Origin of the sequence: Aeromonas sp. s2, assembly GCF_040907935.1 — a bacterium.
Classification (GTDB): Bacteria; Pseudomonadota; Gammaproteobacteria; order Enterobacterales; family Aeromonadaceae; genus Aeromonas; species Aeromonas dhakensis.
The window spans coordinates 117,423-139,715 of record NZ_JBFOCR010000002.1 but is presented as its reverse complement, the minus strand read 5'-3'; the positions used below and the strand labels follow the sequence as shown (position 1 = coordinate 139,715).

General features: G+C 65.6%; 18 protein-coding genes. 9 read left to right on the top strand and 9 right to left on the bottom strand.

Annotated features, from left to right (window positions below; translation table 11 throughout):
* Positions 1 to 57 precede the first annotated feature (57 nt).
* The 4 genes from AB5Y81_RS00840 to AB5Y81_RS00825 all read right to left on the bottom strand — a co-directional run bounded on the left by AB5Y81_RS00840 (position 58) and on the right by AB5Y81_RS00825 (position 4,472).
* Entirely contained in the window at positions 58 to 621 is a 564-nt protein-coding gene (locus AB5Y81_RS00840; RefSeq protein ID WP_010635161.1) for an NnrU family protein, read from the bottom strand.
* Positions 622 to 831: 210 nt separating this feature from the next.
* On the bottom strand, positions 832 to 1,965 hold the full coding sequence (locus AB5Y81_RS00835) for a glycerate kinase (RefSeq protein ID WP_201899728.1): 1,134 nt from the start codon (positions 1,963 to 1,965) through the stop codon (positions 832 to 834).
* Between the two features lie 9 nt (positions 1,966 to 1,974).
* The gene (locus tag AB5Y81_RS00830) at positions 1,975 to 3,237 is read right to left on the bottom strand and encodes a GntP family permease (protein WP_005308643.1); all 1,263 of its coding nucleotides are present in this window, start codon (positions 3,235 to 3,237) and stop codon (positions 1,975 to 1,977) included.
* A 119-nt stretch (positions 3,238 to 3,356) separates the two neighbouring features.
* The gene (locus AB5Y81_RS00825; protein WP_005308641.1) at positions 3,357 to 4,472 is read right to left on the bottom strand and encodes a sugar diacid recognition domain-containing protein; all 1,116 of its coding nucleotides are present in this window, start codon (positions 4,470 to 4,472) and stop codon (positions 3,357 to 3,359) included.
* Between the two features lie 322 nt (positions 4,473 to 4,794).
* Between AB5Y81_RS00825 and AB5Y81_RS00820 the strand changes: the two genes are divergently transcribed.
* The 5 genes from AB5Y81_RS00820 (at position 4,795) to AB5Y81_RS00800 (ending at position 8,792) form a co-directional block, all read left to right on the top strand.
* Positions 4,795 to 5,169, top strand: coding sequence for a YacL family protein (locus AB5Y81_RS00820; RefSeq protein ID WP_005308639.1), 375 nt, complete (start codon positions 4,795 to 4,797; stop codon positions 5,167 to 5,169).
* 62 nt (positions 5,170 to 5,231) lie between these two features.
* The gene (locus AB5Y81_RS00815; protein ID WP_279484881.1) at positions 5,232 to 5,525 is read left to right on the top strand and encodes a hypothetical protein; all 294 of its coding nucleotides are present in this window, start codon (positions 5,232 to 5,234) and stop codon (positions 5,523 to 5,525) included.
* A gap of 161 nt (positions 5,526 to 5,686) precedes the next feature.
* The gene (locus AB5Y81_RS00810) at positions 5,687 to 6,517 is read left to right on the top strand and encodes a CPBP family intramembrane metalloprotease (RefSeq protein WP_279484882.1); all 831 of its coding nucleotides are present in this window, start codon (positions 5,687 to 5,689) and stop codon (positions 6,515 to 6,517) included.
* A 173-nt stretch (positions 6,518 to 6,690) separates the two neighbouring features.
* Positions 6,691 to 8,007 (top strand): sphingomyelin phosphodiesterase, encoded by a 1,317-nt coding sequence (locus tag AB5Y81_RS00805; protein ID WP_279485512.1) that lies wholly within the window; start codon positions 6,691 to 6,693, stop codon positions 8,005 to 8,007.
* Positions 8,004 to 8,792, top strand: a complete 789-nt coding sequence (locus AB5Y81_RS00800; RefSeq protein WP_279484883.1) for a hypothetical protein — start codon at positions 8,004 to 8,006, stop codon at positions 8,790 to 8,792. Before AB5Y81_RS00805 ends, AB5Y81_RS00800 begins: the two co-directional genes overlap by 4 nt.
* Positions 8,793 to 8,830: 38 nt before the next feature.
* On the opposite strand, the gene AB5Y81_RS00795 is transcribed toward AB5Y81_RS00800, so the two are convergent.
* Entirely contained in the window at positions 8,831 to 10,312 is a 1,482-nt protein-coding gene (locus tag AB5Y81_RS00795) for an alkaline phosphatase D family protein (protein WP_279484884.1), read from the bottom strand.
* A gap of 159 nt (positions 10,313 to 10,471) precedes the next feature.
* Positions 10,472 to 11,692, bottom strand: a complete 1,221-nt coding sequence (locus AB5Y81_RS00790; RefSeq protein WP_124249386.1) for a DEAD/DEAH box helicase — start codon at positions 11,690 to 11,692, stop codon at positions 10,472 to 10,474.
* Positions 11,693 to 11,850: 158 nt separating this feature from the next.
* Between AB5Y81_RS00790 and AB5Y81_RS00785 the strand changes: the two genes are divergently transcribed.
* Positions 11,851 to 12,660 (top strand): transporter substrate-binding domain-containing protein, encoded by an 810-nt coding sequence (locus AB5Y81_RS00785; RefSeq protein ID WP_279484885.1) that lies wholly within the window; start codon positions 11,851 to 11,853, stop codon positions 12,658 to 12,660.
* 68 nt (positions 12,661 to 12,728) lie between these two features.
* Here AB5Y81_RS00785 and tpx read toward each other — a convergent pair whose 3' ends face one another.
* A complete protein-coding gene (gene tpx, locus AB5Y81_RS00780) occupies positions 12,729 to 13,229 on the bottom strand; it encodes a thiol peroxidase (RefSeq protein ID WP_279484886.1) in 501 nt (166 codons plus the stop codon).
* 217 nt (positions 13,230 to 13,446) lie between these two features.
* Here tpx and AB5Y81_RS00775 point away from each other — a divergent pair, with 217 nt between their 5' ends.
* The gene (locus tag AB5Y81_RS00775; RefSeq protein ID WP_279484887.1) at positions 13,447 to 15,858 is read left to right on the top strand and encodes a zinc/cadmium/mercury/lead-transporting ATPase; all 2,412 of its coding nucleotides are present in this window, start codon (positions 13,447 to 13,449) and stop codon (positions 15,856 to 15,858) included.
* A gap of 193 nt (positions 15,859 to 16,051) precedes the next feature.
* Here AB5Y81_RS00775 and pulA read toward each other — a convergent pair whose 3' ends face one another.
* Complete coding sequence (pulA, locus tag AB5Y81_RS00770; RefSeq protein ID WP_279484888.1) at positions 16,052 to 20,086, bottom strand: pullulanase-type alpha-1,6-glucosidase; 4,035 nt, start codon at positions 20,084 to 20,086, stop codon at positions 16,052 to 16,054.
* Positions 20,087 to 20,366: 280 nt separating this feature from the next.
* Between pulA and AB5Y81_RS00765 the strand changes: the two genes are divergently transcribed.
* Positions 20,367 to 20,777, top strand: a complete 411-nt coding sequence (locus AB5Y81_RS00765) for a hypothetical protein (RefSeq protein ID WP_139431195.1) — start codon at positions 20,367 to 20,369, stop codon at positions 20,775 to 20,777.
* A 58-nt stretch (positions 20,778 to 20,835) separates the two neighbouring features.
* On the opposite strand, the gene dmeF is transcribed toward AB5Y81_RS00765, so the two are convergent.
* Positions 20,836 to 21,789, bottom strand: coding sequence for a CDF family Co(II)/Ni(II) efflux transporter DmeF (gene dmeF, locus AB5Y81_RS00760; protein WP_279484889.1), 954 nt, complete (start codon positions 21,787 to 21,789; stop codon positions 20,836 to 20,838).
* Positions 21,790 to 21,860: 71 nt separating this feature from the next.
* On the opposite strand from dmeF, the gene AB5Y81_RS00755 reads away from it, so the two are divergent.
* Positions 21,861 to 22,136 (top strand): metal/formaldehyde-sensitive transcriptional repressor, encoded by a 276-nt coding sequence (locus AB5Y81_RS00755; protein WP_005308614.1) that lies wholly within the window; start codon positions 21,861 to 21,863, stop codon positions 22,134 to 22,136.
* Positions 22,137 to 22,293 lie beyond the last annotated feature (157 nt).

Genomic DNA, 22,293 nt, shown 5'->3' with positions numbered 1-22,293 from the left:
GACTCCTGTCAGGCAGATGAGTGACATACGCGCGAACACGCCGGCCGGTTCACCGGCTCAATAGAGGGGGATGCCGGTGAGCATGCCGTGTCCCCAGAAGATCAGCAGGGCGGTGAGCGCCAGCCCGGCCCCCACGCTGAGCCCGGTGCCATACCAGTTGGCCGCCGGACGGGGATGGCGCTGCCAGTCCCGCACCGAAATCCAGACGATGCTCACCAGCGCCCACAGGCCGATGCCGCCAAACAGCACCAGGGAGCGAGCCTCGCTGTTGACCGCCAGATGGGCACCGGCCCAGAGCAGGGTGCCGAGCAGCTGGGGATGCACCAGCCAGCGCCGCAGGTGGTTGGGGCCCTGACCGGAGCAGAACAGGATCAGGGCGATGGGCATCACCGCCATCATCAGGGTCGGGCCCCAGGCGGGCAGAAAATAGAGCGGCAAGGGGCTGGAGGTGCGCCAGCCGGCAATGATGCAGGCGATGCCGATAAACAGCACCAGCGAGAAGAGTCCCTTGTAGCGATGCTCCCCCAACCGCTCGCGCAGCCGGATCCTGTGGTCGGGCGCGAAGCAGGGGTAGAGGTGAGTCAGGGTAAACAGCAGTACCCCCAGGGTCAGCAAGATCATGGGTGGCTCCTTGTACTATGGGGGATCACTATGCCGCAAAGTCGGCGGCCAGAATACAGAAACCGCAGAAAAGCACTGGGGATACAGCGGGATAATGAAAAAAGCCGATCGACGGATCGGCAAGGTGTTTCGGGCTGACCCACAGTTGAGCGGGTCGTCACCGCGACACGGGGCGGGGTTGGCCGGCGCCAGGCACCGGCCAGAAGAGGGTCAGGGTCGCAGCAGATAGAGCGCCGCCACGTTGCGGGCCGTGAGCTGCAGGTTGGTGGTGGCGGTGGCCAGCGCCTCCGGCAGGGACATGGCGCGGTTGACCACGGCAAACACCGCATCCAGCCCGTGCTCGTGCACCACGCCGCAGTCGTCGGTCAGACAACCCGCGATACCGATCACCGGCTTGCCGAACTGCTTGGCACAGCGTGCGACACCGATTGGCGTCTTGCCATGAATGGTCTGGCTGTCGATGCGCCCCTCGCCGGTGATGATCAGATCCGCGTCGGCCACCGCCTCGGCCAGTTTCAACGCCTCGATGACGATCTGGATGCCGGGCTTGAGCTCGGCGCCGAGCAGGCCCACCAGGGCCGCCCCCATGCCGCCGGCGGCGCCCGCCCCGGGGATCTCCTTCACCTGCTTGCCGAGGGCCTGCTCGATGCAGTCGGCGTAGTGGGCCAGGTTGGCGTCCAGCTGCGCCACCATCGTGGGGGTCGCCCCCTTCTGCGGACCAAACACGGCGGAGGCCCCTTTCGGCCCGCACAGCGGATTGTCCACATCGCAGGCCACTTCGATGGTGATCTTGGCGAGGCGCGAATCGAGCCCGCTCAGATCGATGGTGGCCAGCTCGGCCAGACCGGCGCCGCCCGGCGCGATGGGAGTGCCGTCGCGTTTGAGCAGCTTGCCGCCGAGCGCCTGGATCATGCCGGCACCGCCATCATTGGTGGCGCTGCCGCCGATGCCGAGGATAAGGTGCTTCACCCCCATGTCGAGGGCAGCCAGGATCAGCTCGCCGGTGCCACTGCTCGAGGTGTGCAGCGGATTGCGCAGCTCAGGCGCCACCAGATGCAGGCCGGAGGCCGCCGCCATCTCGATGACGGCGCGCTCGCCATCCCCCAGCAGACCGACGAAGCCCTCTACCTTGTTGCCGAGGGGAGCGGTCACATGGAAGGGCAGAATGCGGCCCCCGGTGGCATCCACCAGGGACTGCACAGTCCCCTCGCCGCCATCTGCCATCGGCAATTTGACGTAGGTGGCATCCGGCAGCACCTGCTTGAAACCGGCCTCGATGGCATCGGCCACCGCCATGGCGCTGAGGCTCTCCTTGAATGAATCGGGGGCGATAACAATTTTCATATCAATTCCTTAGGCGAGGCCAAACACGCCAAACATCAGGGTGGAGACAACGGCGATGGTCAGACCGACCGCGGTTTCGTAGGGGATGAGCTTGAGCCGCTCACCCACGCCCATGTGGACGCTGCCGCCGGTGGCATGGAAGAAGGAGCCGTGGGGCATGTGGTCGAACACGGTAGCACCGGCGTGGATCATGGCGGCCCCCGCCAGGCTGCTGATGCCAAGCTCGAGCAGGGTGGAGCTGAACACGTTGGAGGCTACCACGGTACCGGCGGTGGTCGAGGCGGTCGCCAGCGACATCAGGGCACCGGAAATGGGGGCCAGCAGGTAGGAGGGCAGGCCGGAGGCGGTCAGGCCGCTGATCAGCACATCCTTGAGGCCGGAGTTGGCGATGATGCCCGCCAGGGTACCGGTACCCAGCAGCATGATGGCCACCGGCGCCATGCGGGCGAGACCCGAGACGGCAAACTGGTTCACCTTGCCGAACTTGCCCATCATCAGGGCACCGACCAGACCACCGAGAGGCAGTGCGATGAGCGGGTCCACGACTATGCCGGCGATGGGGCGCAGGGCCAGCAGCAGGATGGCCACCAGGGGCGCACTGATGGCGGCGGCAAAGCCCGGCAGCTTGCTGCCATCGAAGCTCACCACCTCGTCGGCGGCGACCTTGCTGCCCTTGTTGTTGAGGCGCTTGGCCAGCCAGTAGGCCATCACCAGCCCGAACAGGCCCGGGATGATGCCGGCCGCCATCACAGAGGTGAGTGGCAGGTGGAAGGCGTCCGCCGCCGCGATGGCGTTGGGGTTGGGCGACATGACGTTGCCCGCCTTGCCACCACCGATCATCGCCAGCAGGATGGCCGCCTTGGAGAGATCGGCACGGCGGGCGATGGCCAGCGCAATGGGGGCGACCGTGATGACGGCCACGTCCACGAACACACCGACCGCGGTCAGGATCAGGGTGGCCAGCGCCAGCGCCAGCAGGGCGCGGGTCTCGCCCAGCTTCTTGACGATGGTCTCGGCGATGGTGGTGGCGGCGCCCGATTCGATCAGCACGCCGGCCAGTACGCCCGCCGCGAGGATCCGCATCACCGCCGTGGTGATCCCCTGGGCGCCGCCGATCATCAGGGCGACGGTCTGGGTCAGATCGGCGCCGCCGATCAGGCCGCCGGCCAGGGCGCCGACGATCATGCCGTAAGCGGGTGGTACCTTCTTCAGGATCAGGAAGATGGCGATGGAGAGCGCCGCGAGGGCGCCAAGGGCTGTAACCGGGGTCATGACGGGCACCTTTCTAGTGAGTGAATGGTGGCCATTATGGTGATCCGGGATCGGAATGCTTTGGTCTAAAAACCAAACATCACCTTATAAAAACGCTGATTTTTGTATGAATGAACAAGTCAGCTGTCGAGATTGAGCCCGAGATAGAGCAGGAACTTGTCATCTAACTTGTTGAAATTCAACCCGGTTATCTGCTCGATCCGGGTCAGCCGATAGCGCAGGGTATTGGGGTGGATGAACAGGGCTTCGGCACAGGGATGCAGATCACAATCCTGCAAGAAATATTGGCGCAGCGTCTTCAGCAGTGTTCCCTTTGTATCCTCCTGCGCCAGCTTGTGCAGCGGAGCCCGCAGCTGATCCGCCTGCCAGGAGTCCGCCAGACTGCCGAGCAGCACCGGCAACCGGTAATCCTCGAAGAAATAGACCTGCTTGCGCGGCGCCTGCCGCATGCCGCGGCGCAAGGTGTCCCGCGCCGTCTGGTAGGAACGCGCCAGCCCGCCGGTGCCAGCGAAGTAATCACCCACCCCGATGCGCACCCGAAAGTGGGGGATGCGGGCCAGCAACTGCTTGATGCGACTGCGCTCCTGCTCTGACTGCCAGATGCCGTCGCTGAGCTGGGCGGGCTTGAGCACCACTATCTCGTCCAGGCCGTTGATGGCCACCAGGTTGTCCCGCTCCGGGTTTTCCAGCAGGTGTACCAGCTCCCGCAGCCGGGCCGGATCGGCCTCCTCCAGCGCCAGCACCGCCACCACCCGCGGCTGGGCCAGATCCAGCCCGAGAAAGCGGGCCGCCTGCTGCAACTGATCCTCGCGCCCTTCACCACGGATGAGCTGCAGCACCAGCTCCTCCTTGTGACGCTTGTCCCACTGCAGTTGCTCGGTGAGCGCCGCCTGCTCCAGAATGAGCTCGGCGGTCATCCGCACCAGTTCGGCGTAAGCACGCACTTCGTCCGGATCACCCGAGATGCCGATTACCCCGAGCAGCTCCCCCTGATAGGCGATGGGCAGGTTGATGCCGGGGCGCACCCCCTTGAGCTCGCGGGCGGTGGCGTCGCTGATCTCCACCACCCGGTTCTCGGTCAATGCCAGCACGGCCCCCTCATGACGCTGATGGAGCCGCTCCGGGTTGCCGGACGCGATGATCAGGCCGTGCTCGTCCATCACGTTGACCGAGAAAGAGAGGATCTTCATGGCCCGGCTGACAATCTGTCGTGCGAGGGTGTCATTGAGCTGCATAGGTACTCCGCTGAACGAACCGGGAATAGCTTGAGGCGATGATGAGTCGCAGTGGCTCATCCATCACCTTGACCGAAACGGAGAGGATCTGCATCGCCCGACTGACTATCTGGCGTGCGAGGGTATCGTTTAGCTGCATCACATCTCCAAAGCGGGGGCCGGACCGGCCACAAAGCGCCTGCACCGGGGCAAAGATGCCACATCTTCAAGACAAGCGAGGGGGGGCTCGCTAGAATAGGCCACTTTACGCTATATGCGCCCCGCCATGGAGCAGGATTTTCCCCTGCCCATGACGACTCACTCTTCCGCTATGGACTGAACTATGGATTATGAATTTCGCCGCGATCCGTTTGGCGGCTATCGCGCCCGGTTCTCCATGGGCCACGAGGCCATCGGTCAGTGGCTGATCGACGAAGTGGGCAAGGACGAGGAGAAACTCGACGAGCTGTTCGCCATCATCGATCAGCTCTCCAGCCGGGCCCGCACCGAATACCGGCTGCTTGGCGGCGACTACTCCCTGCTGCTGACCCACGAGGAGGCCGAGGTGAAGGCCAACGTCCTCAATATTGAGCAGGATGAGGATCTCGACGATCTCGCCTACTACGATGATGAACAGCTGGCCATGTGCGGGCTGGAAGATTTTGCCCAGGTGCTCGTCTCCTGGCGCGCCTTTATCCGTAACGAGGATATGGGCTGATTGACCCCATCGGAACAACCACGTCGGGCTCAAGGCCCCTCGCCCAACCAACAGGATTGACTATGTCTATTTACGATTTTGATGACGAACTGCCGGAAGACGAGCTGGAAGAGCAGCCGAAGAAACCCGCCCAGTCCAAGAAGAAGGGCAAGCAGGTGCTGAACACCCAGGTCAACCTGAGCCCGCGCGATGCCAGCCGCCTGAACGGCCTGCACGTAGAGGCCATCACCACCCTGGACGACGTCAGCCTGCCGAAGAACGTGATCTTCAAGGCCGGCCTGATCGCCCTGGGCGAGCTGGACGCCAACCTGCGGGCCGACATCATCGCCCGGGTGATCGCCGAATCCGGCCGCTGATAGCGTCGCATCCTTGCCAAAACCGGAGCCCAGCTCCGGTTTTTTTATGGCCGCTCGCCTGCTCTCTCCTGCCGCGCGGGGATCCGACCAGCTTATTGAGCCTTGTCTCATGGGATGTCCCATTGTTAAGGTGCGGCACTTTCATCGGCCATGGAGACTCAATGTTACCTCTACCTGATTCACTCATCTGGGGAGCACTGGCGCTGGCCGTCTTGCTCTGTCTGGCCCGGCAGCGTCTGCCCGGCTTCATCATGCTGGCGGTCGCCCTGCTGGCGGCTCTCGGCCTCGGCCACCTGAGCCCCATCGCCCTGCTGGCCAGCACGGCGGGCCTGCTGCTGGCCTGGCGTACCCCCACCCTGCCCCAGCCCTGGCGCGCCGTCGCCCTGGGTGCCGTGCTGCTGTGGGCGGTGGCGCTGATGCTGCACCTCATCCCCGGCTTCACCAACCTGAAGGTGCTGGATCAGGTGCAGGCCGGCCCCGCCAGCGTGCCCTTCAACATGTACCTCAACCTCGACAAGCCGCTGGTCTTCTTCGGCCTGCTGCTGGCCTGGCCCGCCCTGCTGGGCCCGGGCGGCGCCATTCAGTGGCGCAGGCTAGCACTGCTGCTGGTGCCGCTGGCGGCCCTGCTGATCGCCGCCTGGCAGCTGGGGGCCCTCAAGCCCGAAGTGGGCCTGCCCGGCTGGTGGTGGCTGTTTGCCATCAACAACCTGCTGTTCACCTGCGTGGCGGAAGAGGCGCTGTTTCGCGGCTTCCTGCAGCAGGGGATCGCCGAGCGCAGCCAGCGCTGGCTTGGGGTGCTGGTAGCCAGCCTGCTGTTCGGCGCCGCCCACCTGGCCGGCGGCCCGCTGCTGGTGCTGTTCGCCGCGCTGGCGGGGGCCTGCTATGGTCTGGCCTTCCTGCTGAGCGGGCGCCTCAGCGTCGCCATCGCGATCCACTTCCTGTTCAACTTCGCCCACCTGGCCCTCTTCACCTACCCGCTGGCCAGCCGCTGATCCCCTCGGGGGCGTGCCAACCGGCACGCCCCGCCTCTTCGCCAACCTGTCCGCTCGCCCTGCCTCCCCATATGGGGCCTTTCATTTATTTGTAACAAAAATGTAAATGAAATGACCTCTGTGCCCGCCATAACAGTCACTTTCCCGCGTGTCTCAACCAAAAGGACTTCATGATGCACAAGCCCGTCAGTTATGCCGCCCTGCTGCTGGCCAGCCAGTTTCCGCTACAGGCGCTGGCCGATACCGATGTCTACCTCACCAACAACAGCCCGGATCCGGTCCAGCTGGAGATCCGCCAGAGCGGCTCCGGCGAGCTGCAGGCCGGCAGCCAGTGGATCCAGCACAGGACTGAGCTGGGCCCCTGGGAGAGCGCCATGGTGCTCAGCTTCAACCGCTACGAGGGGGTGAAGGCGGGCAAGAGCTATCTGTTCGAAACCCGGGTCACCACCCCCGGCGGTGACACCTATCGCCTCAACCAGAAGATGGAGGGCACCTGGTGGAACAGCACCCTGCAACACGGCGGCGAGACGCCGGCAGACAACTCAGGCTGGCAGAGCGATCGCGCCATCCACCGCCTGAACGGGCCGCAGGAGCTGGCCTTCGCCGCCAAGTTCACCGGCCGCTACGACGATCTGCACTACATGCTGACCCCGCCCAAACAGGTGGAGCAACCCGAACCTGCCGAAGCCAGGTTGAAGGTGGCCAGCTACAACGTCTGGGCGCTGCCGGTGATCGCCTCCAGCATCGGCGAGCGACTGGCACTGCTGCCCGAACACCTCAAGGGCTATGACGCCCTGCTGCTGCAGGAGGTGTTCGACGGCCGCCGCGAAGGCTTCCTGCAGGCGCTGGCCAAAGAGTACCCCTACCAGACCAAGGTGCTCGACAAGCCGGGGATCAACATCCACGACGGCGGCGTGGTGATCGTCAGCCGCTACCCCATAGTGCGCGAGGCCCAGCTGGTCTATCCCCAGTGCACCGGCACCGACTGCTTCGCCGACAAGGGGGTGATGTATGCGGAGGTGATCAAGGGGGGCAAGGCCTGGCACCTGTTCGCCACCCACACCGCCAGCTTCGACACCGACGAGGCGCGCCGGCTGCGCCAGATCCAGTTCGGCCAGATGCGCACCCTGGCCGCCAGCCTCAATATTCCCGCCAGCGACACCGTCATCTACGGCGGCGACTTCAACGTCAACAAGCGCAAGTTTGCCGATGACTACGCCGGCATGCTGGCCAATCTCAACGCCGACGAGCCGGCCTACGGCGGCTACACCGAGGCCACCTTCGATCCCAGGATCAACCCCTATGCCGGTGGCCCGCTCTCCGGCGGCGCCAACGTGGAGTACCTCGACTATCTGGTGGTGAGCCGGGAGTACGGCGCAGCAAGCCACAACCTCAACAGCGTCTGGATCCCGCGCAGCAGCGACAGCAGCCTCTGGCCCGCCAGCAACCTCTCCGATCACTTCCCGGTCAAGGGAGAGATCAGCCGATGAAGCGCCGTTACGGCTTGCTGGCGCTGGCGCTGCTGGCCTTGTTGCTGCTCAACCTGGGCGCACAGGAGGAGCAGGCGCGCCCGGCCTCCACCAGCCAGCCCCCATCGGGCGCAGCTGCGCCCGTGCAGGCACAGCTGCCGGACTCCCCGGCGCTCGCCTCGCCGGTTGCCGCCCCACAGGCCGGCTCCGAGCCACCTCCCGCCAGCTGGCGGGCCATGCCGGAGGCGCTGAGCCAGCAGCTCGCCAGCGAGGTAAGCGACAGCGATCTGCCGCTGGCCGAGCGGCTGGCCAATCTGGAAGGTGCAGAGGCCAGCTGGCTTGGCGAGGGGGAGAGCCTGTTTCGGCTGCAGGGGCGCTACGCCCTGGCGCTCGAGCAGCTGGCGCAGGAGAACGAGCAGTTGCCGCTGGCCGAGCGGCTGGATGCCCTCAGCCGCTTGCAGGATGAGTGGGTGGCGGAGCACCCGGATCTGGCGACTGAACTGTTCAACCCGGCGGCCCGGCTGCAGCAGGCACGCCAGCTGTGGGGAGACGAGGAGCTCGCCACCCTGGTCCACCACTTCCTGCCGGCCGCAGAGGCCGAGGCGACCCTGCAGTTTGCCGCCAGCCGCCAGCAGCAGCTGGATCAGCGCAGCCGCTACCAGCAGCAGTTGACCGAGCTCGAGCAGCAGCTGGCGGCCAGCCGGGGCAACATGGACGAGGCGAGCTGGCAGCAGCACAGGGAGGCGGTGCTCGGCCAGTTCCGGCGCGACTTCTTCGCCCGTGACACCGCCACACCAACGCAATGAAAAAAGGGCCCTGACGGGCCCTTCGCATTTTCTGGCCATCAGGCCAGCGGGTAGCTGGCCGCCACCCCGTTCTCGCAATGCCAGTTGGCCCACAGCTTGTCATCGCTGCCCATCAGCAGGGTGGCGAAGTTGCGGGTACGCAGGTAGACGGGGGCGCCGAACGGCTTGATAAGCTCGGCGCGGATCAGCCGGCTCTCGTCGAGGTATTCGGGATCGTCGTTGGTCATGGCCAGGATCCCCATCCATTGGAACTGGGTGGGACAGGGGTGGACGATGCCGGAGGAGACCAGCTGGTGCACGTTGAGCCCCTCCCGCTTGTCCTGAATGACCCCGAGGCAACCCACATGCACGTCGCCTGAGAGGATCAGGGTCTTGCAGCCAGGCTCCTTCTGGCGCCGCTGCCTGGCGTTGTCCAGCAGCCGCATGATGAGGCGGGCCCGCTCCCCCTGATGGGCCTTGGCCCGCCAGTGATCCTTGAGATCGTCGGTCAGCTCCTCCTCCCAGGGGGTGGCATCGAACGCCGCCTCGGTGAAGGAGAAGTCGCGATAGACCACGGGCACCCCCGCCAGCACCAGCAGGTGACCCGTGTCGCAGGCAGCCAGCGCGGCGTTGACCTGATCCCACTGGGACGGGCTCATTACCTGGTCGCGGGTGCGATTGGCCCGGTTGTCCAGCGCCAGGATCTGGTAGCCCCTGAAACCGAGCCGCCAGGAGTGGTGATTCAGCCCCTTGTCCAGCAGCGCCCCGTTGGCACCGGTGCGCAGCTGGAACAGCCGGAAGTACTTGGTGGCGGCGGCATAGATGGCCTGATAGACCTCGCAGCGCTGCAGATCCTCGGGGTAGCTGCCCCAGCCATCGAAGATGTCGTGGTCGTCCCACATCATGGCGCTCGGCACCCGGGCCAGCATGAAGGCGACCTCGAGGCGGCCCCACTGTTTGCAGTAGAGATCGCAATAGAAGCGGTCGAGCTGCTCCACCATGGCCCGGGTCGCCTTGCGCTTGACCTTCTCTGCCCGGTCCAGCTCGTTCCAGGCCTTGAGGGTCGGCACGCTCGTCCAGAGGGAGTCCGCATAGACCTGATCTCCTCCCATCAGCAACAGGGAGAAGGGATGGGCCTTGTGCTCCGCGGCCAGCTTGTCCCACATGACGTAGGGGGCCGGAGTGGAGGTGAGCAGCTTGAAGTCGGAGAAGCCGTTGCAGGAGGCGTAGCCTATCCGCACCGGCTCCTTCTTGCCCGGCAGATGGAACTGCCACTTGTCGTATCCCGCCAGATCCTGCGCCGGCTTGTTGTCCAGCAGGACCTCGTAGTCGACGGAGGTGCCGGCCTTGCTTTTGGGACTGGCCTGCCAGACCAGCCGCCAGAAGCCGCCTCTCGGGGTATCCGCCTGCTTGCTGGCGGCCAGCAGCTCGCCGTTGATCCGCACGGCAGCACTCTTGCAGCTGGCCTGCGCCATAAAACAGATGCTGTACTCGGTCTCTGACTCGAGGCCCAGCAGGGGGCCCATTACCAGACTGGTCATTCGTCATCCCTCCATGGTGAAACCCATGGAGCATAGCGAAGCGACCGCTATTTGATAGTGACCAGGTGGGCAAACAGAAAGGGTCAGGGTTTGGCCCCGACCCTTTCACTGTCTGGTGCTGCGATGAACCGGCCTGTCACGCCGGTCATGACGGGGTCGCTACGCCTTGCCCTTGAACTGTTTGACGCTGCGCTTGGCCTGGGTGCGACGGTTGGCCTGTTTGTCGCGGGGGGCGCGCTTGCCCTCCCCGCTGGCTGGCTTGTCGGTCACCGGGAAGCCGGTGAGCTCGGCCAGCGGCAGCTTGCGACCGGTGAGGGTGCGGATCGCCGCCAGGGTGTCAGCCTCGCCATGGCAGGTGAGCGAGATGGCGAGCCCGCTGCGCCCTGCCCGGGCGGTGCGGCCGATGCGGTGCACATAGACGGGGGCGCTGGCGGGCAAGTCCAGGTTGATCACCAGCGGCAGCGCCTCCACGTGAATGCCGCGCGCCATCAGATCAGTGGCCACCAGCACCCGCACCTTGCCCGCCTTGAAGTCGCCGAGCGCCTGTTCGCGCACCGCCTGCTCCTTCTCACCGTGCAGGGCCGCCACCGCGATGCCCGCCTTGGCCAGCTTGCGGGCCACCCCGTCGGCGTCGTCCCGCGCACTGATGAACACCAGCACCTGCGGCCACTCGTGGGCCTTGAGCAGGCTGATGAGCGCCGGCACCTTGCTGCTCTTGTTGACCAGGTAGAGGCGCTCCTCGATGTCGTCGGCCACGCTGTTGCGAGGATCCGCCTCCACCCGCGCGGGCTCTTTCAGCAAACCGGTTGCCAGCGCCTCCAGCTCGGCGGGCAGGGTGGCGGAGAAGAGCATCTGCTGCCGCGCGTCCGGCATCGCCTTCATCAGCCACTGGATATCGGGCCAGAACCCCATCTCCAGCAGCCTGTCCGCCTCGTCCAGCACCAGAGTGCGCAGGCCGGCCAGGGTCAGCAACTGCTGGCCCAGCAGATCCCGCAGCCGCCCCGGGGTCGCCACCAGCAGCTGCGGCCCCAGCGCCAGCTCGGCCTGTTGCTGCGCCTGTTCCACCCCGCCGCACAGGGTCACCAACCGCAGACCCAGCCCGGCGGCCGGCCCCTGCAACGCCTCGCTCACCTGCACCGCCAGCTCGCGGGTCGGCACCAGCACCAGCCCCTGCACCTCTGCCAGGGCGGGATCCAGCCGCTGCAGCAGCGGCAGGCCGAACGCCAGGGTCTTGCCGCTGCCGGTGCGGGCCAGCGCCAGCAGATCCCGTCCCGCCAGCGCGGCCGGGATGGCCAGTTGCTGCACCCGGGTCGGGTGCTGAAGATTGGTTGGCAGGGCCGCCAGCAGGGCGGGGGCAAGGGCGAGTTGGTCAAAGGTCATGGCACGGTACGGATAAGCAAGTGGGAGGGCGAAGTCTAGTGAGCGGGGGCCCATAAGTAAAACCCAATCCGCCCAGATGCCGGTTCCGGGCCGTACCGCCGCGACAGGGTGCCGCTGGCTACACTTCAGAAAACCTCTCAAGGCGGAGCGACCCGACCATGACCCGATCCCCCACCCTGCCCCTCTTGCTGCTGCTCGCCCTGCTGGGGCTGACCAGCCTGGGGCTCTCCCGCGCCGATCCCCAGGCCGCCCCCGCCGCCAAACCGGTGCGCATCATCAACGCCCACCTCGGCGAGTTGCCGGGGCTCATCAATGCCGACAAGACGGGTCCCTTCGTGGATCTGGTGCGCGCCATCGACGATCTCTATCCGGATATCAGCATCCGGATCACCATCTATCCCCTCGCCCGGGCCATGGCCGGGGTGATCGCCGGCACCGCCGACTTCAGCCTGCCCGCCATCCGCAACCTGCAGGATGCCGACCTGCTGCCCTATCGCTTCAGCACCCGCAGTTTCGGCAAGGTGACCCACGTGCTCTACAGCAATACCGACCACATCATCACCCCCGACATGGCCTACGGCATAGTGCCCACCAAGCGGGATCTGCTGATCGAGGCGACTCCCGGCTTTCTGCCCATTCCGCTGCAGCGGTCGATGAGCATAGAGCAATCCCTGCGCAAGCTCTCCCGCGGTCGCATCGATGCCTTCATCTGGGCCCAGGAGGAGGCCGACCTGATGTTGCGCCGGCTCAAGCTCAGCAACATCCATCGGGAACATCTGGGGGATTTCGAGGATGTCTTCATCATCGCCAAGGGGCCCGCCGGCGACGAGATGGATCGCTTCCTCGGCGAGGCGATTGACCGGCTCGCCGCCTCCGGCAAGCTGGCCGAGATCTACGCCAGGCTGCACCGCCCCTATGTGGAGTGGCAACCCAAGCCCCCATCGCAGCCGGTCGCCACGTCCCCCTGACGGCAGCCGCCCATAAAAAAATCCCGCCGGGGCATAGCCCCGGCGGGATTTTTGTCGACCCGACGCTATTACAGCACGGCCAAGGCGGCGGCGTAGTTCGGCTCGTCGGCCACTTCGGTCACCAGCTCGCTGTGCAGCACCTTGTCGTGCTCATCCAGCACCACGATGGCGCGGGCAGCCAGACCCACCAGCGGGCCGGAGGAGAAGGCCACGCCGTAGTCCTGCAGGAAGGAGACGCCACGCAGGGTGGACAGGTTCACCACCTTGTCCAGACCCTCGGCGCCGCAGAAACGGGCCTGGGCGAACGGCAGGTCGGCGGAGATGCACAGCACCACGGCGTTGTTCAGGCTGCTTGCCTGCTCGTTGAACTTGCGCACTGAGGTGGCGCAGGTCGGGGTATCGACGCTCGGGAAGATGTTCAGGATTTTGCGCTGACCGGCGAAGCTCGCCAGGGTCACGTCACAGAGATCCTTGGCCACCAGGGAGAAGGGCTTGGCCTGTTCGCCAACAACCGGGAAGTGACCGGCGACGGAAACCGGGTTGCCTTGCAGAGTAACGGTATTGCTCATGTTATGTCCTTGATTATCGAGGGAGGATCAGGGCCTCCAGTATAGGCCCGCCGGGCGGGGACAAACACCCGCCAATCACAGGGATATAGGATCGCCAAAGCACTCGTCTGGAGAAGCGGAGAGAAAGGGGGTTGACCTTGGACTTAACACCAAGGTTTACACTCGGCTCAGTCATCCAGGATCCCGCAGGGGCGGGGTCCCTCAAGAGGAACGCACCATGAGCAAATCCTGCTGCAGCCATCAACACGCCGCCCCCATCAAGGCCATCAGCAAGGCGGCCGCCTCCCAGGCCGAGCACAGCCACACCAGCCACTGCTGTGACAACACGGCAACAGCCAGTTGCGCGGCCACCCCGTCTCCCCACGATCATCAGGCGCGCGGGGTCGCCGACGTCCCCGGCGACGAAGAGCCCCCCAGAGGGGGCTGCTGCACCGACACCCAACGCGACCACGGCCATCACCATGAGCAGGGTCATGCGCACGATCACGCCTCCGCCGCGGACGAGCCGCCGCTGGACGCCCCCGAGCAGAACAGCCGCCGCCACAGCTGGCAGGTGCTGGGGATGGACTGCCCCAGCTGCGCCCGCAAGATAGAGACGGCCGTCAGCCGGGTGAGCGGCGTGCAGCAGGCCCGCGTGCTGTTTGCCACCGAGAAGCTGGTGGTGGATCTGGCCCCCGGCCTCTCCCCCGATCCCGTCACCGCCGCCGTGCTGGCCGCCGGCTTCCAGCTCAAGGGCGAGCAAGCCGGCAAGCCGGAGTCCGGCCGCGAACGCGGCCCGCTGCAGACCCTGCTCGGCAAATATTGGCAACCGCTGTCGCTGGCCGGCCTGATGTTGGTGGCGGCCCTGCTGCCGAGCCAGATCGGTCAGCCACTGTTTACCCTGGCCACCCTCTGGGGGCTGTGGCCCATCTCCCGCAAGGCGTGGGCGCTGACCAAAAGCGGCTCCCCCTTCGCCATCGAGACCCTGATGACGGTCGCCGCCGTGGGGGCCCTGTTCCTCGGTGAAACCGCCGAAGCGGCCATGGTGCTGCTGCTGTTCATGCTGGGCGAACACCTGGAGGCCTACGCCGCCGGCCGCGCCCGCGCCGGGGTCACCGCCCTGATGGCGCTGGTGCCCGACAAGGCGCTGCGCATCCGCACTACTGCCGAGGGCGAGGTGCGGGGAGAGGTGGCTGCCGATGAACTGCGTCCAGGCGACATCATAGAGATCGCCCCGGGCGCCCGTCTGCCGGCCGATGCCCGCCTGCTCGACCCCCTCGGCGCCTTTGACGAGAGCGCCCTGACCGGCGAATCCATCCCGGTGGAGCGCCGTCAGGGTGACAAGGTGCCCGCCGGCAGCCTGGCGGCGGATCGGGTGCTGCGTCTCGAAGTGGTGTCCGAGCCCGGCAACAACGCCATCGACCGCATCCTGCATCTCATCGAAGAGGCCGAGACCCAGCGCGCCCCCATCGAGCGCTTCATCGACCGCTTCAGCCGCTGGTATACCCCGGCCATGATGCTGGTCGCCCTGCTGGTGGTGCTGGTACCGCCGCTCGCCTTCGGCCAGAGCTGGGACGAGTGGGTCTATCGCGGGCTAGCGCTGCTGCTGATCGGCTGCCCCTGCGCCCTGGTCATCTCCACCCCGGCGGCGGTCACCTCGGCGCTGGCGGCAGCCACCCGGCAGGGGGCCCTCATCAAGGGGGGCGCCGCGCTGGAGCGCCTCGCCCACATCGATACCCTGGCCTTCGACAAGACCGGCACCCTGACTCTGGGCAAGCCGCAGCTGACCGAACTGGTGAGCCTCAATGGCCAGCCAGAGGCCGAGCTGCTGGCACTGGCGGCAGCCATCGAGCAGGGCTCCCACCACCCGCTGGCCCGCGCCGTGGTGACGGCGGCCAGCGAACGGGGCCTCAGCCCCGCTGCGGCCCAGGAGCTGCGCGCCCTGCCCGGCATGGGGGTGGAGGGTCGCATCGACGGCACCCTCTGGCAGCTGTTGGCACCGAGCCGGGTCGCCACCCTGGATGCGGCGATGCAGGCCCGGGTCGCCACCCTGGAGCAGCAAGGCAAGACAGTCGTGGTGCTCGGTCAGCCTGACGCCGCTCCGGCCGCCCTGCTGGCCCTGCGCGACCAGATCCGCCCCGAGGCGGCCCCGGCCCTGCGCGAGCTGAGCGAGCTTGGCCTGCAAAGCATCATGCTGACCGGTGACAACCCCCGCGCCGCCGAGGCGATCGCCAGCGAGCTCGGCATGGGCTGGCGCGCCGGCCTGCTGCCGGAGGGCAAGGTCGATGAGATCGCCAAGCTCGGTCTGACGCAAAAGGTCGCGATGATCGGCGATGGCATCAACGACGCGCCGGCCATGAAACGGGCCAGCATCGGCATCGCCATGGGGGGCGGCACCGACGTGGCGCTGGAGACCGCCGATGCGGCGCTGACCCACAACCAGCTCGGCGGGGTCGCCGCCATGATCCGGCTCTCCCGCGCGGCACTGGCCAACATCCACCAGAACATAGCGCTGGCGCTGGGGCTCAAGGCCATCTTCCTGGTCACCAGCCTGCTCGGCATCACCGGCCTGTGGATTGCGGTGCTGGCCGATACCGGCGCCACCGCCCTGGTCACCGCCAACGCCCTGCGTCTGCTGCGCAAGCGCTAAGCCGGCCGTTAACGGCACAACTTAAAGCCGCCCCTAGTGGGCGGCTTTTTTATTGCCTTGCCCACGAGCAAAGAAAAAGCGCGGCTGCCGGTCGGCAGTCGCGCTTTGCTTACTCTCTCGGTGTTATCCCACCCTTGGCAAGGTGGAATTCAACCCTGGGCTGCCGAGCCAGCCCCGGGCTCGATGGGAATGACTACTTGGCGCTGCACTCCTGGATCACCGCGGTACCCGCCTTGGCACCGGCCGGGTCAACCTTCACCAGCACGCTCCACAGCCCTTGCGGCAAGGTGATGCTGTTGTTGGCGCTACCCGCCTGGGAGAAGGCGAACGGGTAACCGGTCTCCGCCTTCAGCGCACCGCCACCGTTGAGCAGGTACTCCTTGCTCCAGTCCTCGTTGGCCACCTTGAACTCGGTGCTGCCGGTGTAGTTGAAGGCCGCCTGATAGATGGCGAGATCCCCATCCATCCCCTTGTAGCTCAACTGGTACTGGGGCTGAGCATTCCAGCCGGAGAGCTCGCCCTTGACGAACAGGTTGTAGCCGAGCGGATTGCCCGCCACCGTGTCCAGCACCTTGCAGCTCTGCACCGGCTCGGTAAAGCTGACGCTCAGGGTGGGCTTGTCCTTGTTCATGGCGGTAAACACGAACTTGTAGCTGCCCGCCTTGGCCAGATCGAGCCCGATGTTGCCGGTATCGCCACCCTTGCAGAGGGTCAGCGGGGTGCCGACCACCAGCTTGTCACCGGCGTTGCAGCTGCCGTAGTTGAGGGGATCCCAGCTGGCATCCGCGATCTTGACGTTGGTGGTGCCCAGCTTGTCGCTGCTCACCTCGGTGGTGAACTCGTACATGAAGTTGCTGGTGAAGGTCATCTGGTTGGTGTTGCCCCACTCATCGAGGAACCCCTTCAGATAGACGGCGGTGTCACCGAACGGCGGTACCGTACTCAGGTCAGTCTTCTTGCCGACCGGCAGGCCGCTGCCCTGGGCACCGCTCTGCGGCTTGACGAACACCGCCGCCGACCAGGCCCCCAGGGTCAGGGTACCGCCATTGACGGCGGCATCGCGGGCGATGCTCTCGCCGCCGTGGTGGGCCGGGCTCAGCTGCAGGCTGGTCAGATCGATGGGCTGATCGTTGCCGTCACGGAAGTCGCTGATGCTCTGGGGAGCATTGGTGGCGTTGATCATCACCACCAGGCCGTCGATGGCCGGATCCAGATCCGCACCCGCATTGACGCCGTCATCCACCGTCATCACGATGAGGCCGGGCACCTGATCCGGGCCGGTATTGCGAAAATCGACCCGCTTGATCACCTCGGCGCCACTGCCCAGACGCAGCAGACGGGAGGATTGACGCAGCTCGGCCAGCTCCTGATAGAAGCCCACCATGGTCGCCATGTCGGCACCGCTCGGCTTGACGTGCTTGCCGAGCACCTGCTCGATCAGCGGGTAGTTGTCGCCATCCTTGTCCTTGCGCGGCAGCCCCTTGTCGAAGTTGTTGTCGGCCAGGGTATAGTCGACCCGGTTGTACCAGTCACCCGAGTCGTAGCTGTCCCGCTCCATGGATTTGGAGCGCAGCAGCTCGACACCGGCGTGGGTAAACGGAATGCCCTGCCCCAGCATGGCGGTGGCGAGCGATACCCCCTGCATCCGCACCAGATCGGCCCCTTGCGGCGCCTTGTAGATCAGGTTGTCGAACAGGGTCTGGTTGTCGTGCTTGTCGACGTAGTTCTGGATTTCGGTCGGATCCTGGGCATAGCCCGCCGGCTGACCGTTGTAGTCGATGTCGGCCCCCTTCTTCGGCATCCCGTCCTTGTCGGTCAGGATGAAGTCCTTGAGGTTGCCGGCCATGCCGAGGCGCACCAGGTCGCTCTGATGCAGGGCGGTGGCGCGATCGACGCCGTCCATCTCGTTGGCATCCACCAGGGCGCCGTTGCCAAAGCCCTGGGTCTTGCGAATGGTGTCGCCGCCGTCGAACGGACTGCCACCGCGCACCGCATCCCGCAGCCGGTCGGAGAAGGAGCCGATGCCGGTGCCGGCCAGGTGTTTCTGGGTCGCCTGCACGAAGCGCTTGTCATCCTGCACCTCGCCGAAGTTCCAGCCCTCGCCGTAGAAGTACATCTCCGGGTTGACCTGCTTCACCGCAGCCAGCGCCTGCACCATCTGATCTTTCGGGTGGTGGCCCATCAGGTCGAAGCGGAAGGCGTCGATCTTGTAGTCGCGCGCCCAGGTGACCAGGGAGTCATCCATCAGCTTGGCGAACATGGCGTGTTCCGGCGCCGTGTTGGAGCAGCAGGTGGAGTTCTCCACCGAGCCGGTCTCCGGATTGAGGCGCTGATAGTACCAGGGCACTATCTTGTCGAGCACCGACTTGGGCCCCAGGCCCGCCTCGTTGGTGTGGTTGTAGACCACGTCCATCACCACGTTCATGCCGATGTTCTGCTTGATGGCCTTGACCATTTCGCGGAACTCCAGGATGCGCTGGCTGCCCTCGGCGTTGGTGGCGTAGGAGCCTTCCGGGGTGGTGTAGTGGTAGGGGTCATAACCCCAGTTGAAGGAGTCGACGCCGCGCAGGTAACCGTAAAGCTCCTGCACCTGCGGGTTCTCCTTGCTGTCGCCCCCTTGCAGATCGCCGAGCACGGCCTCGATGGTCTGGCCGCTGCTGCAGTAGCCGGCGAACTTGGAGTTCTGCACCTCGGGGTTGACCTGGCACAGCTTGCCGAAGTCGTCGCCGATGTTGGCGACCTTGGCCGGATCTTCATTGACGGTGGCGATGTCGAACACCGGCAGCAGGTGCAGGTGGCTGACGCCGCTCTTGGCCAGCGCCTGCAGGTGCTTGACCGGCGCCGTGTCGGTGTCGGTCAGGCCGAGGAACTTGCCGCGGTGCTCGGCCGGGGTGGAGTCGTCGTTGCCGGTCAGATCGCGGACATGGGCCTCATAGATGGTGATGTCGGCCGGGTTCTGCTGGCTGTGGGGCGCCTTCAGGCTGTCCCACCCTTCCGGCTTGAGGGCCGGATCGTCGAGATTCACCACCTGGCTGAACTCGGAGTTCATCGCCAGGCTCAGGGAGTAAGGGTCGGTCACCTGATAGGATTCCAGCTTGCGGCTGACCGGGTGATAGACCTGGATGTCGTAGCGGTAGAACTTGCCCACCAGCTCGCTGCCCCCCTGCACGCTCCAGCTGCCGCTGGCCTCGTCCAGGGTCATGGTGCGCTCGCCGAGCGGCTTGTGCTGGCCGTCGAACAGCGCCAGCTTGACCGACTTGGCGGTCGGCGCCCACAGCCGGAAGGTGACATTGCCCCCCTCGACCACGGCGCCATAAGTCAGCTTGGTAGCCGCTTCACTGTAGAGGGCATCGAGGGCGCCGGCGCTCTGCACCAGGGTCGCCCCCTGCAGAATACCGTCGGCATCGGTGCCGATGGCTACCAGCTCACCCTTGAGCAGCGGCTTGAGATCTTTCCCGGCCGGCAGGGCGAAGGCGGCGGCATCCTTCAGATGCGGATACTTGGCCTGCTGCTCGGCGGTCAGACTGGTCGGGGTAAGGGTGATGTAGGGGAAGTCGAACACCCCTTCCGCATTGGCCTTGATGGTGCCGGAGTCGGTGTAGTAGAGGCGGACATGGGGCTTGTCCTTGCCCCCTTGCCAGATCAGGGTGCTGCCGTCGATCAGGTGGGCACTGGCCCCCGCCACGCCGAAGGCAGCGGTGAAGGCCTCGGCCCGGCTGCCGAAGATCTCGTTCTTGCCGGCGACGATGGCCACGGTGCGGTCCGGATGATCGCTGAAGACCACCTTCATGTCGCTGCCGGTCAGGTTGGCCAGATCGCCGTTACGGGCGATGAAGTTGATGCACCCTTCCACCTTGCTGAGGGGCACCACCCAGCTCGGACCGAAGCCGTCGACCGCGGCCGGGGTGTTGGCCTTGTCGTCCCAGCCCGCGTTGAGGCCGCTCTCGGCGGTGGCGTTGCAGGCGTCGTTGTTCCACAGGTGCAGGCTGTAGTTGGCGAAGGGGCCAGTGACCCCGCGTGCCGCACTGGTCTGGGTATCCACCAGGGCGATCACCGCCTGATCGGGCCCGGCCACCAGCTGTTCGGCCGGGGGTTGTACATTGGGCAGACGGGCGACTGGGCCGTCCGAGGGTTCCGGGGTGGGGGAAGTGCTGTTGTCATTGCAGCCGGACAAAAGCGCGAGCAGTGAGGCTGTTACCAGCGCCACCTTGGTCTTTTTCATATCCATTTTTTTATAATTCCCGCTGTAGTTAGTCTCGATATTCGAGTACCCGGTCATTGCCGAGCGGGGCCATATTAATCAGCTGAAATCGTTTCAAATGTGAGCAGGAAGGCAAAAAAGTTAACCTCTTTCAACAAGATAACGTTTTCATAACGAAAATCGGATCGGGCTCACAGACCCGTCGTCCGTTTCGGCCCATACCAGCGGAAGGCGCGTCCAATTTCGGAAAAAAAGATTTCCGATCAAATGGATAAGTGAACAAGAGCGAGCAAAGGAGCAACCGGAGATGAAACGGATTGAAGAGCAGGCCAGGCGGCTGGATCAGGAGTATCAGGGGATTGCCCAGCTGTTCGACCAGTTCTGCCAGCAGGCGGGCACCCTGGCCGAGCAGTACCACTTCTTCAACTGGCCGGATTACGAGGATACCCCGCCCCTCGCCCGCGCCTTCACCTTGCTGGGGGAGCCACGGGAGCTGCGGCTGCGCTGCCAGCCGGGGGAGCGCGGCAGCCTGGGCGGGCTAATCCAGGTGTGCGGCGAAGATGGCACCGTCCACGCCAGCCTCGGCTTTCATCCCGACGGCCAGCTGCAGCTGGAGTCGGGCCGGCTGCTGGACAATCCGCCCGGGCTGCTGCTCAAGCTGCTGCTCGGCGCCATCTGGCAGCACAAACCGGACGATGTGCAGGGCCCGCCGCACTGAGCCAGAAAACAGGAAGGGGCCTTGGCCCCTTCCTGCTGTTGCGGCCAACCGGCCAGGATCAGGGGGTGCCCACCTCTATGGTGACGTGCACCAGCTCCTCGTGGATGGCAAGCCGGGCGCGGATCTCGCTGGCGGAGAGCGGCGCCGCCATCAGCAGGGAGAGCACGCAGGCATACTGCTGCTGCCCCACCCGCCAGACGTGTAGATCGCGGATCTCGGTCTGTGGCAGCTCGGCTATCACCTCGCGGATCTCTGCCACCAATGGGGCATCCATCTCGGCATCCAGCAGCACCCGGCCGGAGTCGCGCAGCAGCCCCCAGGCCCACACCGCCACCAGCACGGCGCCCACTATGCCCATCAGAGGGTCGAGCCAGTCGGCCCCCCACAGCATGCCCCCCACCAGCGCCAGAATCGCCAGCACCGAGGTGGCCGCATCCGCCAGCACGTGGATGTAGGCGGCGCGCAGGTTGAGATCCTGATGGCCGTGATGATCGTGTGAGTGATCCTGGTCGTGATGATCATGATGGTGATCGTGGCCATGCCCATGGTGATGATGACCGTGATCATCCTTGAGCAGCCAGGCACAGGCCAGGTTCACCAGCAGGCCGACGATGGCGATGGCGATGGCCTGCTGGTAGTGGATCGGGCTGGGATCCAGCAGCCGGAACACCGACTCGAACAGCATCATGCCGGCCACCCCCACCAGCAAGAGGGCGCTGGTGAAGCCGCCAAGCACCTCGATCTTCCAGGTGCCAAAGCTGAATCTGTGGTCGCGGGCAAAGTGGCGGGCGGCGCGGTAGGCCAGCACCGACAGGCCGAGCGCCAGCGCATGGGAGCTCATGTGCCAGCCGTCGGCCAGCAGTGCCATGGAGTTGTAGAACCAGCCGCCACCGATCTCCGCCACCATCATGACGATGGTCAGCAGCACGGCCCAGCGGGTCTTCTGTTCCGCCAGCGGATTCCCTTCGTGAACGACGGGTTGGTGGCAGTGGGATGAGGCGAGGGATGACATGGATTTCTCCTGAGGACGAGCATGCAATATACTATACCCCAGTATAGTTTTATTGATCGAGAGGATCCTGCATGTCACACACCATTCACGGCAAGAAGAAGCTGCTGGCGCGGGTGCGCCGCATCAAGGGGCAGGCAGGGGCACTGGAGAGCGCGCTGGAGCAGGAAAGCGACTGCGCCGCCATCCTGCAGCAGATCGCCGCCATTCGCGGCGCCGTCAACGGCTTGATGCTGGAGGTGCTGGAGGGCCACATGCGCGAGCATCTCGGCGCCGAAGAGGCGACCCCGGCCGAGCGGCTGGAGGATCTGGATCAAGTGGTGCGGGTGTTGCGATCCTATCTGAAGTAAGGCCGGTGGAGGGGGCCGCGAGCGACCCGCATCATCCCGTTTACGGCTGGGCGGCATCGCTCCGCCAGCCCCCGCCCCTTTCAGACTTGAGCCCTCGCCGGCTTTACGCCATGATGACCGCCGATCATTGATCGCCATACCCTGGATTCCATTTCGC